Source organism: Enhygromyxa salina, assembly GCF_002994615.1.
GTDB lineage: Bacteria > Myxococcota_A > Polyangia > Nannocystales > Nannocystaceae > Plesiocystis > Plesiocystis salina_A.
In genome coordinates this window covers 57,655-74,987 of record NZ_PVNK01000278.1, presented here as the reverse complement: position 1 = coordinate 74,987, position 17,333 = coordinate 57,655, and the positions used below count along the sequence as shown (strand labels likewise).

14 protein-coding genes are annotated in these 17,333 nt (G+C 68.3%); all 14 read right to left on the bottom strand.

All coding sequences use genetic code 11. From position 1 onward, the window contains the following. A partial coding sequence (locus ENSA5_RS32290; RefSeq protein ID WP_146156345.1) for an NAD(P)H-hydrate epimerase occupies positions 1 to 674 on the bottom strand: 674 nt, incomplete at its 3' end. 9 nt (positions 675 to 683) lie between these two features. Continuing rightward, positions 684 to 2,060: a phosphoglucosamine mutase gene (gene glmM / locus ENSA5_RS32285; protein WP_106395569.1), complete on the bottom strand. Its 1,377-nt coding sequence runs from the start codon at positions 2,058 to 2,060 to the stop codon at positions 684 to 686. A gap of 62 nt (positions 2,061 to 2,122) precedes the next feature. Beyond that, the gene (locus ENSA5_RS32280) at positions 2,123 to 3,136 is read right to left on the bottom strand and encodes a CdaR family protein (protein ID WP_106395568.1); all 1,014 of its coding nucleotides are present in this window, start codon (positions 3,134 to 3,136) and stop codon (positions 2,123 to 2,125) included. Then, positions 3,136 to 4,038 (bottom strand): diadenylate cyclase, encoded by a 903-nt coding sequence (locus ENSA5_RS32275; RefSeq protein WP_106395567.1) that lies wholly within the window; start codon positions 4,036 to 4,038, stop codon positions 3,136 to 3,138. Before ENSA5_RS32275 ends, ENSA5_RS32280 begins: the two co-directional genes overlap by 1 nt. Before the next feature lie 57 nt (positions 4,039 to 4,095). Then, positions 4,096 to 5,427 carry an FHA and sigma-54 interaction domain-containing protein gene (locus tag ENSA5_RS32270; RefSeq protein WP_258183089.1) on the bottom strand — a complete coding sequence of 444 codons (1,332 nt, stop codon included), beginning with the start codon at positions 5,425 to 5,427 and terminating at the stop codon, positions 4,096 to 4,098. Positions 5,428 to 6,110: 683 nt separating this feature from the next. Further along, the gene (locus ENSA5_RS32265; RefSeq protein WP_146156344.1) at positions 6,111 to 6,752 is read right to left on the bottom strand and encodes a hypothetical protein; all 642 of its coding nucleotides are present in this window, start codon (positions 6,750 to 6,752) and stop codon (positions 6,111 to 6,113) included. After that, positions 6,752 to 7,207: a 3-hydroxyacyl-ACP dehydratase FabZ gene (gene fabZ, locus ENSA5_RS32260; RefSeq protein ID WP_181198379.1), complete on the bottom strand. Its 456-nt coding sequence runs from the start codon at positions 7,205 to 7,207 to the stop codon at positions 6,752 to 6,754. Before fabZ ends, ENSA5_RS32265 begins: the two co-directional genes overlap by 1 nt. Before the next feature lie 84 nt (positions 7,208 to 7,291). After that, positions 7,292 to 7,885 carry an OmpH/Skp family outer membrane protein gene (locus ENSA5_RS32255; RefSeq protein WP_106395564.1) on the bottom strand — a complete coding sequence of 198 codons (594 nt, stop codon included), beginning with the start codon at positions 7,883 to 7,885 and terminating at the stop codon, positions 7,292 to 7,294. Next, positions 7,882 to 8,472, bottom strand: a complete 591-nt coding sequence (locus ENSA5_RS32250) for an OmpH/Skp family outer membrane protein (RefSeq protein ID WP_181198378.1) — start codon at positions 8,470 to 8,472, stop codon at positions 7,882 to 7,884. The genes ENSA5_RS32255 and ENSA5_RS32250 overlap by 4 nt, the downstream gene beginning before the upstream one ends. A 323-nt stretch (positions 8,473 to 8,795) precedes the next feature. After that, entirely contained in the window at positions 8,796 to 11,432 is a 2,637-nt protein-coding gene (gene bamA, locus ENSA5_RS32245; RefSeq protein WP_181198377.1) for an outer membrane protein assembly factor BamA, read from the bottom strand. A 4-nt stretch (positions 11,433 to 11,436) separates the two neighbouring features. Next, a complete protein-coding gene (locus ENSA5_RS32240; protein ID WP_106395561.1) occupies positions 11,437 to 12,207 on the bottom strand; it encodes an ABC transporter ATP-binding protein in 771 nt (256 codons plus the stop codon). 197 nt (positions 12,208 to 12,404) lie between these two features. Further along, positions 12,405 to 14,657 (bottom strand): FtsX-like permease family protein, encoded by a 2,253-nt coding sequence (locus ENSA5_RS32235; protein ID WP_106395560.1) that lies wholly within the window; start codon positions 14,655 to 14,657, stop codon positions 12,405 to 12,407. A gap of 65 nt (positions 14,658 to 14,722) precedes the next feature. Beyond that, positions 14,723 to 15,869 (bottom strand): peptide chain release factor 2 gene (gene prfB / locus ENSA5_RS32230; protein WP_181198376.1). Its coding sequence is split into 2 segments (ribosomal slippage): positions 14,723 to 15,778 and positions 15,780 to 15,869, totalling 1,146 coding nucleotides; the frame shifts between segments, so codons are not numbered across the junction. 48 nt (positions 15,870 to 15,917) lie between these two features. Continuing rightward, positions 15,918 to 17,324, bottom strand: coding sequence for an amidophosphoribosyltransferase (purF, locus tag ENSA5_RS32225; protein WP_106395558.1), 1,407 nt, complete (start codon positions 17,322 to 17,324; stop codon positions 15,918 to 15,920). Between the last annotated feature and the right edge of the window lie 9 nt (positions 17,325 to 17,333).

Genomic DNA, 17,333 nt, shown 5'->3' with positions numbered 1-17,333 from the left:
CTGTCCTCCCCCACCCCCACCAGCCCGATGTCCGCCACGATCAGCTCACCGACGTGGGCGCGGGCGGGCGTCAGGTGGAGCCCGACCTTGCTGCGCTGAAAGGTCACGGTCACGGCCGCGCTCACCACGGCGCCCGGGACCGCGCCGCTGTCGACGTCGACACCGCTGGGCAGATCGACGGCCACGACCGACACGAGCTCACGATTGAGGCCCCCGAGCCAGCGAAGCGCGGCCTCGATCGCCCCGCGCGGCGCCCCGCGGCTTCCGGTCCCGAGCAGCGCGTCGACGACGATCGTCCGGCCGCCCCGGACGTCGGGAAGCGTGTCGGGAAGCGTGTCGAGGATTGCGACCCCGTGCGCGCGCGCGAGCCTGAGCTGACTGGCGACCGCGTCGTTGTGGCGCGCGCTCACCAGCACCGCGCGCACAGCCCGGCCGCGCCCGTGCAGCTGCCGCGCGATCGCGAGGCCGTCGCCGCCGTTGTTCCCCGGCCCGACCAAGACGAGGACCTCTCGCGCGTCGCAGGCGTCCGCGACCCGCTCGACCTGCGCGCTCACGGACAGCGCCGCGCGCTCCATCAGCACGGGCGAAGGCATGCCGAGCACGTCCATCGTGTGGCGGTCGGCCGCCGCCGCGAGCTCCGCGGTCCACAGCTGCGCTGATGCTGGCGTCCGCACGATCCCAGTCTATGTCCGCGCCGACGAGCGGTCGGCAATTTCCGCGATCGCGACCTCGGCGATCTCTTCGACTGCCTCCGTCAGGGTCCGCTCATCGGTGCCCTCGACCATCACCCGCAGCTTCGACTCCGTGCCCGAGTAGCGCACGACCACGCGGCCCTCGTCGCCGAGGCGCGTCTCGACCGCGGCGATCGCCGCCCGCGCCCGATCGAGCTCCGCGAGCGGGATCTTTCGGGTGACCGGATAGCTGCGCGAGACCTGCGGGTAGCGGGTCATGACGGCGGCGAGCTCGGCGAGAGTTTTTTGCTCGCGGACCATGACCGCGAGCACCTTCAGCGCCGAGACCAGGCCATCGCCGGTCGTCGAGTGGTCGAGGCAGATCAGGTGCCCGGACTGCTCGCCACCGAGGTTGGAGCCGCGCTCGCGCATCGCCTCGACGACGTAGCGATCGCCGACTGGCGTGCGGACCAGGTCGACGCCGACCTCACGGAGGCTGCGCTCGAGCCCGATGTTCGACATCACCGTCGCGACCACCGCGCCCCCACTCAGCTCGCCGCGCGCGGCCAGATCTCGGCCGATGATCGCCAAGAGCACGTCGCCATCGATGATCTGCCCGCGATGATCGCAGACCACGACGCGATCGGCGTCGCCGTCGAGGGCGAGCCCGAGGTCGGCCCGGTACTCGCGGACGGCGTGCGAGACGTGCTCGGGGTGCATCGCGCCGACGCCCGCGTTGATGTTGGTCCCGTCGGGCTCGACGCCCGCGCGCACGACGTCGGCCCCGAGCTCCTCGAGGATCTTCGGCGCGATCTTGTAGGCCGCTCCATTCGCGCAGTCGACCACGATGCGCAGCCCGTCGAGCTCTTGCTCTTGCGGGAGCACGTGCTTGACGTGGGTGATGTAGCGCCCGCCCGCGTCCTCGAGCCGAAACGCCTTGCCGATGCTCTCGCCGTGGACCAGGCGATCGTCGACGGCGCCGCGCTCCATCAGCGCCTCGATGTGGCTCTCGACCTCGTCGGGCAGCTTGAAGCCGTCGTTGGCGAACAGCTTGAACCCGTTGTCCTCGAAGGGGTTGTGACTGGCCGAGATCACCACCCCCGCGTCCGCGCGCATCGACTTGGCGAGGTACGCGACCGCGGGCGTCGGCAGCGGCCCAGTCAGCATGACGTCGACTCCGAGGGCGCACAGGCCCGAGGCCAGGGCCATCTCGAGCATGTAGCCGCTGCGCCGGGTGTCCTTGCCGACGACGACCTTGCCCTCACGCCCGAAGTGCGCCGCCACGGCCATGCCGAGGCGCATCGCCACGTCCGGGGTCATCGGGTGGACGTTCGCGCGGCCGCGAATGCCGTCAGTGCCGAAGAGCTTGCGTTGAGTTGATCCCGCCATGGGCGCCCGCACCTTAGTAAATCCCCTCGCAGCCGTCGCGCACAGGTCGCAAAATCGAGCGCTCAGTCGTCCTCGAGGCCTTGGGGAGACAGGCGCAAGCGGATCAGGGGTGGGACGATCGAGAGCTGCGCGGCCGACTCTGCCGCCACCTCCGGTGACCATTCGAAGCGCAGCGTCACCGGGATCGGTGCCCCGGCGCCGCTGATCTCTTCGACCTCGACCGTCGGGAGCAGGGCTTGGTCGAGGCCCTCGATCGAGCGCAGGACCGTGCGCGGTCCGCGGACACTGACACGTTCGATCTTCGGCAAGCGGTCATCCCCGAGCTCGGGGAGCGCGGCGCGCAAGGCCTCTCCGGTCGCGACGGCGAGCTCGATCTCACCGGTCCGCGCCTCGACCTCGGCGACGACGCGGACCGTCGGCATCGCGTCGCTCGGGACCCCGAGGAAGGTCAGCTCCGCCGGCGGCGGCTCGAGCTCGACCCGGACGTCGACGTCGCCGGTCGCCCCGCCGATGTCGATCGCCTCGGTCCGGAGCTGCTCGAGCCCGTCGAGCTCGGAGCTCGGCGCGCGCACCGTCCAGCTCCCGGGCTCGACCCGCGTCCCCGCGAGCTGATGATCGGGGTCGACCTCGCCGACCACGACCGGCGTGATGGTCAGCGTTCGCTCGGCCATGGCCTCGAAGCGAAGATCGACGGGCTCGTACTCGAGATGGTCGAGGACCACGCCGGGCGGCATGACGATCGCGGCGGGGTCGAGCTCCATCGGCCCGGGCCGGACCTCGCGCAGATCGAGGCTCGCGGCCCCGAGCTCGACCGCGGCGATCCGATTGACGTTGGCCCAGGGTCCGCGCAGGCGCAGCTCGACGCTGTCCGGCGGGGTCGTCAGCAGCACGCGGTCGGGATCCTCGATGACCCGCAGCGGGATCGTGAAGTCTCGCGTGACCTCGTCCCGGGTCACGATGAAGACGATCAGCGCGAGCAAGAAGGCCACGATCTTGGTGCCCCAGTTCTCGGTGAACGCGGCGATCACGAACGCCAGCGCGCGCTCCATCCCGCTCTTGCTCGCGTCTTCGGCCATCAACCCAGACCCCCCGGGCTCGCCGACGCGCCCGACTTTGCCTGGGCCCGCGCGCCGCTGCCCTCGGCGTCCACGAGCTCGACCCCCATGTCCGCCCGGCTCGCCGAGCTGCCCGGGCCCCGCTCACCAGCGCTCGGCGGCGGCCGGTCGATCCACGCGTAGATCCGCTCCTCGAGCTCGCCCGAGTCGAGCGACTCGCTGATGACCCCGCCCAGCACGACCCGCATCTCGCCGCGCTCTTCGGACAGCACGATGACCAGCGCGTCGCTGTCTTCGCTGACTCCAATCGCGCCGCGGTGACGCGTCCCGAACCGTGGATCGAGCACGCGGGTCGACAGCGGACACACGACCCCGGCTCGCGCGATGCGGAAGTCGCGGATCAAAATTGCGCCGTCGTGGGCGGTGTTGAGGGAGTGCGGGACCGTGAGCGCGACGAGGGTCTCGGCCCGCAGCGGCGCGTCGATCGGCTTGCCGACGTCGGTGCAGATCTCGAGCACGTCGAGCTCGCCCTCGAGGATCAGCAGCGCGCCCACCCGGCCCTTGACCAGGCGCTCGCACGACGCGACCAGGGTCTCGACGGCGCTCTCCGCCGCCTCGCGCCGGGACTGGGGCATCAGGCGCTGCCCCACGCGGACCAGGAGGCGGCGCAGCTCCTGATGAAACACGACGATCAAGATGATGATGATGTACTCGAGCACGTAGCGCAGCAGCACGCCGACGCCGACGATGTCGAGCTCGCGGGCGACGAAGCCGGCCGCGGCCAGCAGCGCGACGAGGACCAGAGCCGGCAGCGCGCGCGTGCCCTTGAGCAGGCGCAGGGCCGCGTACGCGATCGTGAACAGCAGCACGAAGTCGACGAGGTCACGCCAGGTCAAGGCCGCGAGCAGATCATCGAGGTTCATGGCGTCCCCCTGGTCGTGCTCGCGGGCTCGGTCGCGCCCGAAGATGAAGCGGCCTGCTCACTTGTTGGCGTACTGCTTGGCGTCGATGCCGTAGCGACGCAGGAGCTTGTGCAGGTACTTGCGATCCATGTCGGCCTCCCGCGCACCCCGTGAGATGTTGCCGCCTGCGCGCTCGAGCAACCAGTGCAGGTAGGCCTCTTCGAAGCGCTCGACCGCGCGCTCTTTTTGCTCGCGGAAGGTCAAGGTCGGATCGAAGGACACCGCGCGCGGCTCGCTCCCGTTGCGGCGGTCCGAGGCCATCAGATCGATGACCCCGTCGGGCGAGAGGTAGGCGCTGCGCTCGACCACGTTGCGGAGCTCACGGACGTTGCCCGGCCAGTCGTAGCCGAGCAGCCGCGCCATCGCCTCGGGTCCCGGTGGTCGCCACATGCCCGGCGGCAGCCGGCGAGAGAAGGACTCGATCAGCATCGGGATGTCGTCGCGGCGCTCGTGCAGCGGCGGGAGCTCGCAGGTCACGACCGCGAGCCGGAAGTACAGATCCTCACGAAACGCTCCGTCGTCGATCCCGGCTCGGAGATCGCGGTTGGTGGCCGCGAGCGCGCGGACGTCGACCTCGATCTCATCGCTGCCGCCGACGCGACGAAAGCGGCCGCTCTCGAGCACGCGCAGCAGCTTCGGCTGGAGGTCCGCGGGCAGCTCGCCGACCTCGTCGAGGAGCAGCGTCCCGCCCGCGGCGAGCTCGAACGCGCCACGACGCGGGTCGCCGCCAACACCGAAGAGCTCGGCCTCGATCTGATCCGCAGCGAGCGCACCACAGTCGACGATGACGAAGGGCTGCTCGCGCCGGGCCGAGCCCTCATGGATCGCCCGCGCGACCAGATCCTTGCCGGTCCCGGTCTCGCCTCGGATCAGCACGGTCACGTCCTTGTCGGCGATCCGCTCGAGGACCGCGAACACCCGGCGCATGGCCAGGCTGCGGCCGAGCACGGGCCCGAAGCGCTCGGCCTCGCTCGGGAGCAGCTCGGGTTGGCGATCGCGGGTCACGAAGCGCAGCTCGACTTGCCCGAGGCGCAGCTCGTCACCGGGTCGGAGGAAGGCGTCGCTGATCCGTGAGCCGCCGAGGAAGGTGCCCGCCGTCGAGCCGCGATCGAGCAGACGATAGCGATCTTGCTCGCGCCGGATCTCGGCGTGGACGCGGCTGACCGAGTCGTCCGGCAGCACGACCTCGCACTGGCGCGACCGACCGAGGGTGATCTCGCCCTTGACGATCTCGACCTCTCGCCCGCGCAGCTCCCCGGACAGGATCAGCAGACGGTAGCCCTGATGGGCGAGCTCGGGTCCGTCCGCGACGGCCACGGTCGAAGGTGGGTGCTCGTCGAGTCGCGCCACACGGGAACGCTATCATCGGCGGGCCCGGCAACGCGCGAACCAACGCAAAAGGGACGACCAAACGGCCGTCCCTTTGACAACTATCCGCGAGCAGGAGCTCGCCACCGATCACCTATGTGCCTCTCAGATGAAGAAGTCGACGACCGCGACGCCACGGTCCGTCCGGGGCTCAGACTGTTCACGAGTGGGGGGATCGCGCCATTGTGGGGCCTCGAGCGGGAGCTGGAGCACGGGGCGCTCTTGCTCCTGATGGCGACGCGGTTGGCGTTTGCGGGGGCGGTTGATGCTCACGGAGTGTGCCATGGTGGCTTCCTCATCTGGCTGGCCGCAGCCTGGGGTGTTCCGAACTTCTGCAACTCGCAAACCAAGGGCGCATTCGCGCCCCTGTGGCCTGTAGAGCGTCAATTCTCGCCTACTTGGCCGACCGTTGAAAATTCCTGGCTCATGCGACTCTTGTCCCACTGCGGCAAATCGGGACACCAATGTCGCAACCTGGCGGGTCTTGTGGCTGGGTCGGCTCATCGAACGATGCACCATCGGAACCTGAATTAAGGCTAATGCAGCATGTGGCTACGGCAACCGGTGCTCAGATCGAGCACGTCCACCCACACCGACACCCCAAAGGTGACACCTGGGAGGGTGTCGCCTAGGTCCCGCTCGACCCCGGATCGCCACGAGATCGTTCAGAAATCTACGACGACCCAGCGATCCTTCTCGCGCTCGAGACGAGCGAACTCGCCGTCGCCGAGATCCAAGATCGCCTGGTGTGCGTCGGCCCGAATCGTACCCGCAAGCCGTTGTGCGAGGCGATCTCGGGCATCTTGGAGCGCTTGGGCCTGGGGCCCCTCGGTCCACGCGAGCGACAGATCGTCCTCGGACAGGCCCATGCGATAGCGCCTCGGTGCCAGGTTGAGCATCACATCCCAGCGGCCCTCGCGGCTTGCGCGCACCAGGCTTCGCAGCGCCTCGCGCGGCGTGGACTGACCAAAATAAGCGGTGGGATCGCTCGCGAATCGCCACCCCTTGTCGGTCCACACCGCCTCCACAACCTCGTCGTTGCCGAGGTAGATCAGGGCCTCGGGCCGCGCGCCGGTCGGCCGCGCGAGACGCTCCGCCCAGGTGGAGGTGTCGGCGAGCAAGGTCTCGTAGTCGATCCGCGAACGGGTCGCGGGCAGCACGCCTTCGTCGATCTTGTCGCGGTCGCCCTTGCGGACCGATTTGCCGAGATCTCCGCTCGACTGAACCAGGCTGCGCGCATGACCACCACACCCGGCCACGAAACTCGCCATCACACAGATCGAGCAGGTCACGATGGTTCGGCGCATCACTCCCCCTGCTCCACGTCCGGTCGCGGCTGGATGATCGCGGTGAATTTTGCGCTGCTGCGCACCGCGCCCTCGACTTCGACCACGCCCGAGAACTTGCCGATGCGCCCGAGGCGGTGGACCTCGACGTTGATGTCGAGGACGTCGCCGGGCACGACCGGGGCCCGAAACTTGGCCTCCTGGACGCCCATGAACAGGCACAGCTGCGTCGCCGGGTCGAAGGCGCCCGAGAGCTGAGCCAGCAGCGCCGCGGCCTGAGCCATCATCTCGACCTGGACGACGCCCGGCACGATCGGCATGCCGGGAAAGTGGCCCTGCAGGATTGGATCGCTGAACGACACCAGCCTCCGGGCGTGGATCGTCTTTTCTGGTTCCCAGGCGAGCACCCGATCGATGAACAAGAAGGGGTAGCGATGCGGAAGCATCTCCTGGATCTGGATGATGTCGAGGGCCATTGGCGCTACGCAGCGGCCGAGCATAACGAAAAAGCCGACGGCAGCCCACCGTCGGCTCTCACGCAGGTTTTGAACCCCTGGGCGCTACTTGTACTTCTTGTTGTAGCGCTTGATGACCTCGTCGGTGACGTCGACGCCGCTGGCCACGTACAAGACCGTGGACTGATCGCGGATGAGCACGAGGTCGAGCCCGAAGTCCTTGGCCAGGTCCTTGGCCAGCTTCTGGCAGTTGGCGTACATCTTCTCGAGCGTGCGCGCCTCCTGCTCGCCGAGCTCCTGCTGGAGGGTCATGTACATGCTCTGGAGCTCCATGTAGTCGCGCTGGAGCTTCTCCTGGGCCTGCTGCTGCGCGTCGCCAGAGAGGTTGCCGAGCTTGGCCTGATCGGCCTCGAGCTTCTGGCGCCGCTTGTCGAGCTTCTTTTGCTTGGCCAGCGAGCTGGTCTCGAGATCCTTGCGCGCCTTCTTGCCAGCGGCGGTCTCGTTGAGGATCCGCTGCATGTCGACGACGGCGACCTTGCCGATCTCCGGGACCGCGGCGGCGGCGACCGGTACGGCGGCGTTGACCGCCAAGCTGGCACCAAACAAGGACGCGGACAGCAACGCGACGCGAGATACGCGCCGAACGAGACCATGCTCGCTGCGGCCGCGCGTGGGGTGAAGCTTCGTGGGCTGAGTCATTTGAATTTCTTGTCGTAGGCGACGATCACCTTGTTGGTGATGTCGAGCTGAGGGTTGGCATAGAGCACGGTCAACTCCGAGCGGACCAGGACCACGTGGATGCCTTCGTTCTTGGCCATGGTCTTCACGATCGCCGAGGCGTTCTTGTAGATCTTCTCCATCAGCAGCCCCTCCTTCTTGGCGAGGTCCTCTTGGGCTGCGGCGTAGAGCTCTTGCAGCTCCTGCTCGGCGACCATCAGCTCCTGCTGACGACGCATCAGCTCGGACTCGGACAACATCGCCGCTTTGGCCTGGAGATCTTCGTACTGCTTCTGGAGGTCGGCGGCCTTGCGCTCGAGCTTGGCGCTGCTCTTGGCGACGGCCTTCTCGAGGTTCTTCTTGGCCGACTTGCCCTGGGTGGTCTCCATCAGCACGCGCTGGAGGTCGACGAGCGCGAGCTTCTTGGTCTCGGGCACGGCGGCCTCGGCCGGGGCCGGGGCGAGCGTCATGGTCGCCCCGAAGACCGCGAGCTGACCGGCGAAAAGCGCGCTGGCGAGCAGGCCTGTGCGAGGCCTGCGGCGCGGCGAGGATCGGATGGGCGAGCGCATGATTGTGGCGGACATACCTGGCGTGGTGGTGTCGGGCAACCCGACGGGGCATGGGACGGGCGCCGCGGCGGCCCGATTCACGCCCGCCCGGTGCAAACTCCCCAGCGGTCCTGCGCTTTCGTTCTACGAAGACTGTCTTTATCGTCTCCAAGACTCGGGGCTCCGCCCCGACAACCTCGCTCCGCTCGGCCCCCAGGTCCGGGGGAGACTGTCTTTATCGTCTCCAAGACTGTCTTTATCGTCTCCAAGACTCGGGGCTCCGCCCCTGGGAGACTGTGAGCCAACGCTAGCTCTACATGCCTGTTGAGCAGCGGCGGCCGCGGTCAGAAGCCGGTGCCGACGTTGAACTCGAACACGACCGGGTCTTCCTGGGCGAGCAACGACGTGCCACCGAGGCGGTCGAGCGGGAAGCCCCACTCGAAGCGCAGCGGCCCGATCGGCGACTGCCAGCGGAAGCCAAAGCCCATGCTGTAGCGCAGGCTCTGGAACGCGAAGCTCGTGCACGGATCGGCCTTGGGCAGCTCCTCGGGGTTGGGCTCCTGGCAGTACTGCGACTCCGTGTTGAACGCGTTGCCGATGTCGGCGAACACGACGGCCTTGATGTTGGCGGGCGGCACGACCATGAACTCGAGCTCGAGGTTGAGCGCCGTGAGCAGGTTGCCGCCGACCTCGAAGGGATAGAGCGCCGCCGAGGGGTTGGGCGAGCTCTGGACCAAGATCCGCGGTCCGAGCGAGCGCAGCTGGTAGCCCCGCAGCGATCCGTGACCGTAGATGCCGCCCGGGAAGTAGCGCTCGAACACGGGCACGCCGCCGCGCGTGGGGCTGTGGATGTAGCCGATCTGGAGATTTGACCGGAACACGACCCAGGCCCGGAAGCTGCGCTCGGACTTGATGACGGGCACGTAGAAGCGCGCGTCGAAGGTATAGCGATTGTACTCGTTGTCCGAGCCGAAGTAGCGGCTGGCGAACTCGCCCTTGAGCTGGTGGAACATGCCCGCGGTCGGAAACAGCACGTTGTCGCGGGTGTCGTAGACCAGCCGGGCCGTGACCGCAGAGGTCAGGCCGTTGGCGAACAGGTTGTTGATCAGCGACTGCTCGGGCAGCGCGGTCGTCGCCCCGGGCGCGAAGATGCCACCGACGGCACCGACGGCCCCGAACCCGACCTGGACGTACTCGAGGTTGTAGCCGACGAAGGCGGTCAGGCCCCGGACCTTGGGGATCGGGTAGCCCCACGAGACCGCGAAGCCCGTGCTCCCGCGGGTGAATGTGGGGTACACGTTCGACGTGTTGAACACGTTGATGATGAACCACCAATTGCTGTCGAGGAAGTAGCGCGTCGAGTAGCTGAAGTTGAACAGCCGGCGCAGGCTCGACAGCTGCGCGACCAGGGTCACCGTGGTCCCGCGGCCGAGGAAGTTGTCGTACTGGATCTGGGCCTGGAGGACGAAATTCTCGATCGTCGAGAAGCCCGCGCCGATCTGGAAGGTCCCGGTCAGCTTCTCGACGACCTCGACGTTGACGACGATCCGATCGTCGGCGGTCCCGCGCGAGGTCGAGATCTGGACGTCCTCGAAGTAGCCAAGACGCAGGACCCGCAGCTGCGTGGCCTCTTTGGCGCTCTCGGCGTAGAGGTCGCCCTCGCGCAGGACGATCTCGCGGCGGATGACCTTGTCGGCGGTCCGATCGTTGCCGAAAATATTGACGCGCTCGACGTAGACCAGCGGGCCCTTGTCGATCTGGTAGTCGACGTAGAGCAGCAGCTTCTCGCGGTCCTGCTGGTAGTTGGGCAGGACGTTGACGTAGGCGTAGCCCTTGTTCTTGTAGCGCCGCTCGATGTCCTGCTGGATCAGCTGGAGCTTGCCAGCCGAGGCCACGTCGCCCGCGCGCAGCAGCGGGTCGATCGACTCGGCCAGGATCGAGGGCGGGAACAGGGCGTCCTCGCCGGCCCGGGTCTGCTCGCGCCCGGAGATCGCGCCGATCCGGTACTGGGGGCCCTCGTCGACCGCGAGGGTGACGTGGACGAAGCGGCGGTCCGGGCTCAGCGCCAGCTCGACGTCCTCGAAGTCGGCGTCGAAGTAGCCGACGTCGGCGTAGTAGGCGCGGAGGTTGGCGTAGTCGGCGACGAAGGCCTCGCGGTTGAACACGCCGCCGGACTTCTTGCTCACGATGGTGAGGTAGCCGCCGGTCCGCGTGATCATGACCTTGCGCAGCTGGTCGTCGGTCAGCGCCTGGTTGCCGACGAAGGTGATGCTGCGGACGATGACCTCTTCGGCCTCGTTGACCACGAAGACCACGTCGACCTTGCCGGGCTGACCGTCGACGGGCCGGACCGCGTACTCGACCTCGGCCAGGAAGAACCCGTTTTCGGTGTACAGGGCCTTGATCTTCTCGACGTTGGCCTTGACCGCGCCGAGCTCGAGGACCGAGTTGGTCTCGATGTCGAGGATCTCGTTGATGTCGTCGAGCTTGACCTTGGAGTGGCCCTCGATGATCAGCTTGCGGATCGTCGGGCGCTCCTTGACGACGTAGGTCAGCACGACGCCGGCCGGCGTCAGCTCGCCCTCGACGTAGACGTCTTCGAAGTAACCGAGGGCCCACAGGGCCTTGAGATCGCGGGCGAGCTTGTCGGGCGTGACCAGCTCGCCGACGTTGCTGTCGAGCTCGAGCAGCATCGCCTCGGACTCGACCCGGCGGTTGCCGCGGAAATGGATGTCCGAGATCGGCTGGCTCCAGGCCTCGTCCTCGACCTCGGCGAACTCGAGCAGCGCGGGCCGAAAGCTCGGGTCGATGATCGAAGGCGCGCGCCCGAACCCGGGGTTGTTGGCCGCCGCGACCCGCGGGACCAGGATCATGACCACGGCCAGCAGCGCGAGCAGCCAGCTGGCCCCGCCCTCGCGCCTCGCGCTCGCGTCGGCGCCGGTCTGGTCGCCCCAGGTGCGCTGTTGTGGCCGATCGGTCACGGGCTCACTCGGACGCCAGCGGCGACTCTGGTTCGTTGGAGGGGTCGACGTCCTGGCCGTCGCCCTCGAGGATGCGGCCATCGGCCATTCGGACCACGCGCGGCATCTGCTGCGCGAGCTCCATGTTGTGGGTCACGATCAGCATGCTCAGATCGTGCTCGAGGTTGAGGCGAAACAAGAGCTCGTGGACCTCGGCGCTGGTCCGGGTGTCGAGGTTGCCGGTCGGCTCGTCGGCCAGGAGCAGGCGCGGCCGCATGGCCAGGGCCCGAGCGATCGCGACGCGCTGCTGCTCGCCGCCCGACAGCTCACCGGGGCGGTGGGCGAGGCGGTCGCTCATGCCGACGGCGTCGAGCATCTCCTCGGCTTGCTCGCGGGCCTGCCGGGTCGGGGTCCGGGCGATCAGTGCGGGCATCATCGCGTTCTCGAGCGCGGAGAACTCGGGCAGCAGGTGGTGGAACTGAAACACGAAGCCGATCGTGCGGTTGCGGAACTCGGCCAGGTCGGGCGGCGGCAGGCGGGTGATGTCGGTCGGGGTCCCGCCACCGACGGGCGAGAACAGGATCTCGCCGGAGGTCGGGAGGTCGAGGGTCCCGAGGCAGTGCAGGAGCGTGGACTTGCCGGCACCCGACGCGCCGATGATCGTGACCATCTCGCCCGAGCGCACGGTCAGGTTGACGCCACGCAACACCTCGAGCTTGCGCGAACCGTGCTGGAAGCTCTTGTACATCTCGCGCACTTGCACGAGCACGGGTGCGTCTTGGGCGGACGGAAGCATCTCGGGGCGCGAAACGGGGCCAACCGTAGAACCGGGGCCCAGGGGTGTCAACGCCGAGGGCCAGGCAAGTGCGGCGAGATCATTTGGCTGGCCGTCCGCGGGCCACGCCGACCTGAGGGGCCGAGCGAAGCGAAGGTGTCGGGGCCGCAGGCCCGAGTCAGGAGACGACAAAGATGTGCCGGGGGGAGTCTTACACCCTATTTTTCCTGCTGGCGGAGGCCATCGACGGGGCGCATGCGCGAAGCCACACGAGCGGGATAGAGGCTCGACAGGAACACGATCACCAGCGCGGCAACGCCGACGACCGCGACTTCGAAGGGGTTGACCACGACCGGCAGCCGCTCGATGTAGTAGACGTTCTCGTTAAAGGGGAAGCCGAAGCGATCGAGGGCCCAGCACAGCCCCAGGCCGACGCTGATCCCCCCCATGGCCCCGAGTAATCCGAGGCACAGACCCTCGGCCACGAACACGCGCTGGATCAGCTGATCCGGGCTGCCCATGGCCTTGAGGATTGCGATCTCTTTACTCTTTTCGATCACGCTCATGAGGTTCGAGGCCAGGATGCCGAAGCTGGCGACCAGGACCACGAACAGCAGCGCGACGAACATCGCGATCTTCTCGAGGAACATGGCCGAGAACAGGTTGCGGTTGAGCTCCTTCCAGCTCTCGACGATGAGCTCCGACTCGCCTGCGTCGACGCCGTGGCGGGCCGCGACCTGCTCGCGCAGGGCCTCGTCGGAGATCGCGTTGACGAGCCGGGCGATGGTCCGGCGCAGCAGCGGCGCGGACCGCCCGGCCGCGCGCAGCTGGGCCTCGACCGCGGCCTTGCCCGCGTCGACGCGGCTGATGTCGTGGAGCTTGACCTCGATGCCCGAGACCCGATCCCCCGTGCGCAAAAAAGCCTGCGTGACCGACAGCGGCGCGTAGACGTTCTTGCGGTCGTACTCGTACATGCCCGAGTGGAACACGCCGCCGACCTTGGCGGCGAGGATGCCTGGGACCCGGCCAGCGGGTGTCAGCCGCCCGACCGGGGTGATCAGCTGGACGCGAGCCCCGACCCCGACCGCGAGCTCGTTGGCGAGCTCCCGACCGATCAAGATTGGATCGACGACCCCCTCCGCGCGGAGCTCGTCGCTTTCGGCCTCGAGCTCGGGCGGGTCCGCTCCTTCGGGCGAGCCCTCCCCTGCCCCTTCCTCTGCGGGCGCGCCTTCAGCTCCGTCCGCGCCTTCAGCTCCGTCCGCGCCGTCCGGGAGTTCGAGGACCTCGACCGGATCTTCCCAGCCATCGTCACCACCCCAGCCATCGCGCTTCGGCGGGGCCGTGTCCGCGACCGGCGCTGCCGGCTCCGGGGCGGGCGGCGCCTCGTCCGAGTCGAGGCCGAGGACGTCGACCGGATCCTCCCAGCCGTCAGCGTCACCGTCGCGGCCCTGGCCGCGCGGCAAGCCGCTCGGGCCGAAGGGGCCGGGCTTGCCGCCGGGCTGGCCGAACAGCTCGGCGGGCGGCGGCGGGATCCTGCCGCTGAGACCGGCGCTCGACCCCGAACCCGCGCCGATGCGCGGCTTCGGCTCGTCGTCGGCGTCGTCGTCATCATCGTCGTCGTCGTCGTCGCCGGCGTCGTCGTCGTCGAGCTTCGGCAGCGGGGGGATCCGCTTGGCTCCGATGCCCGAAGAGGCGGGCTTGCCCGACTTGCTCGCGGCCTTGTTCTTGTCTTTCTCGAGGTGGCGAAGCCGCCAGGGGGTCTCGGCGTCGCTCGTGGCGAAGGGATCGGGATCGGGGATGCTCGACGGGTCCGTCAGCGAGTCGAAGCTGCCCTCGCGCATGATCTCGGCGATGTTCGAGACCCTCAGCAGCAGCTCGGGCTCGACCCCGAGCAGGACCGCGCCCTGGCGGTTGATCCCGCTGCGAACCATGATCTCGGCCTCGAGGTAGGGGCTCGCGCCCGCGACCTCGGGGATCGTGTCGAGCACCTCGACCAGGGCCCCGTAGTCGGTGAAGCGGTTGCCGTCGCTGGCCGAGACGCGCAGGTGAGCTTTTTGGTTGAGGATCTTGTCGCGTAGATCAGCCTCGAGCCCGCTCATCAACGACAAGACCACGACCAGCGCCATGCAGCCGAGCAGCACGGACATCGTGATGATCGTGGCCAGGAGGTTGAAGAAGCGGGCGAGCGCGGCGAGGACCAGGAGCATCACGCCGATCGCGAGGTTCAGCCCGCCGAACAGGCCAAACAGGCGCTGCTGCGCCGTCGCAACCGCGGCCGAGAACAGCTGCTCACCGGGCTCGGGCGCCGGGCCGAGGTGGACGGCCCAGAGCACGAAGCCCAGACCGGACAACAGGAGAAACAAGCTGACGCCGGTCAGCGCGTCGACCCACCGCGGGTGACGCTCGCCGACACGCAGGTGTCGCCAGGCGATGCGCCACTCGAGCGCGTGGGTCCAAGGTGCCGAGGCCATGGTGAACAGACAGTCGGTTGGAGAACCCTAGCAAGCTGCTGAAAAACCCACCACGACCCAGAGCATCAGCGCTTGGTCGGCTTGCCCTCCATGAGCAAGAACGCCTCCATGAACGCGTCGAGGTCGCCGTCGAGGACCGCGCTGACGTTGGACTGCTTGAGCTCCGTGCGGTGGTCGTTGACCTGCTGGTAGGGGTGGATCACGTAGGATCGGATCTGGCTGCCCCACTCGATGCTCTTCTTGTCGCCCTCGAGCGCCTGCATCTCCTGCTGCCGCTTTTGCTGCTCGACCTCCCACAGCCTGGCCTTGAGCATGCGCATGGCTGTGGCCATGTTCTTGTGCTGCGAGCGCTCGAGCTGACAGGCGACGACGATGCCGGTCTCGAGGTGAGTCAGGCGCACGGCCGACTCGGTCTTGTTGACGTGCTGGCCGCCAGCGCCCGAGGCCCGGTACTTGTCGACGCGGATGTCGGCGGGCGTGACCTCGATGTCGAAGTCCGCGTCCTCGCCGAGATCGGGCAGGATCATGACGCTGGCGAAGCTGGTCTGGCGCCGGGCCTGGGAGTCGAAGGGCGAGATGCGCACGAGGCGGTGAACGCCGATCTCGGACCGCAGCCAGCCGTAGGCGTAGTCACCCTCGATCGACAGGTCGGCCCCGCGGATCCCAGCCTGGTCCCCCTCTTGGATGTCGAGGACCTTGACGGTGAACCCGTGACGCTCGCCCCAGCGCTGGTACATGCGCAGGAGCATCTCGGCCCAGTCCTGGCTGTCGACGCCGCCGGCCCCCGCGTTGACGGAGAGCAGCGCGCTGTCCGCGTCGTGAGGGCCGCCGAGCATCCGACGGAACTCGAGCTTGGCGAGCATCGCGTCGGCCTGCTGGAGGCTCTGCCACGCCTCGCGGATGCTGTCGGGGTCGGACTCCTCGCGCGCGAGCTCGTAGAGCTCACGGCCGTCGTCCAGCACCTGCTGCGCGTGGTCGATCTCGTCGACGATCTTCTTGATCGTGGCCTGCTCGCGCAGGAGCTTCTGGGCCCGGTCGTTGTCGTCCCAGAAGCTGGGATCGCCGGTCGCCTCTTCGTACTCCTCGAGCTTCTCTATCTTGCTGTGGTAGTCAAAGATGCCTCCGCAGCTCGCCGATCCGGTCATCGAGGCGAGCTACGAGATCCGTCACCTTGGCGTGCTCGGGGAGGGTCGAGTCGGTCGTGGCGGTCATGGCGGTCGCAAGCTAGCCGGTCTGACCCGGCCGCGCAACGAGCCGCGATCAGACCTCGATCAGCCGCAGCTGCCGCCGGCTGGTCGCGCGCAGCGGCACGGGGTAGCGGCCGGTGAAGCACGCCGAACAGTAGTTGTCGTCGCCGCTCTCGCCGACCGCGCTGAGCAAGCCCGCGGGGCTGAGGTACCCGAGGCTGTCGGCCTCGATGAAGCGCGCGGTCTCCTCGACGCTGTAGCTCGACGCGATCAGCTCGGCGCGGGTCGGGGTGTCGATGCCGTAGTGGCAGGGGTTCGAGACCGGCGGCGAGGAGATGCGCACGTGGACCTCGGCGGCCCCAGCTTGGCGGATCATCTTGACGATCTTGCGCGAGGTCGTGCCGCGCACGATCGAGTCGTCGACGACCACGACCCGCTTGCCTCGGAGCAGCTGCGGCACGGCGTTGAGCTTGAGCCGGACGCCGAAGTGGCGGATCGAGTCCTTGGGCTCGATGAAGGTCCGTCCAACATAATGGTTGCGGATCAGGCCCATCTCGAAGGGCAGGCCGGCCTCCTTGGCGTAGCCCAAGGCGGCGACGACACCGGAGTCGGGCACCGGGATGACCACGTCGGCCTCGGTCCCCTGCTCGCGCGCGAGCGCCCGACCCATCTCGACCCGAGCGTCGTAGACCGCGACCTCGTCGAGCACGCTGTCGGGCCGAGCGAAGTAGACGTGCTCGAACACGCAAAAGCGCTTGGGCTCGGGCTTGAGCCGGCTGCTGCGCAGGCCCTCGCCGTCGATGACCAGGATCTCCCCGGGCTCGATGTCGCGGACCCGCTCGGCGTTGATGAGATCGAAGGCGCAGGTCTCCGAGGCCACGACCCACGCGTTCTTGCCGTAGTGGGGGTGCGGGTACTCGCCCTTGATCCGGCCGAGGATCAGCGGCCGAAAGCCGTGGGGGTCGCGGGCCGCGACGAGGCGCTCGCCCGAGGTCATGACGATGCTGAACGCCCCGCGCAGGCGCCCGAGCGCCGCGAACAGATTGTCGACCCAGTCGCGCTCGTTGCTCCGCGCCATCAGCTGGAGCACGACCTCGGTGTCGGCGTTGGTGTGGAAGATCGAGCCCTCGTGCTCGAGCTCGTCGCGGAGCTCCTCGGCGTTGACGAGGTTGCCGTTGTGGGCGATCGCAACCGAGCCGTGGCGGTACTCGACGGTCAGCGGCTGGATGTTCTTGGGCAGCGATCCGCCGGCGGTCGTGTAGCGGACGTGACCGACGGCGAGGCGCCCGGTCAGCTGCGCGAGGCGGTGCTCGTTGAACACGTCGGCGACGTGGCCCATCTGGCGCACGGCGTGGAGCGTGCCCCGATCGTTGCTGACGACGCCCGCGGACTCCTGGCCCCGGTGCTGCAAGGAGTGCAGCCCGAGGTAGGCGAGGTTCGCGGCCTCAGGATGATTGAAGATGCCGAAGACGCCGCACATGCGCGTCGA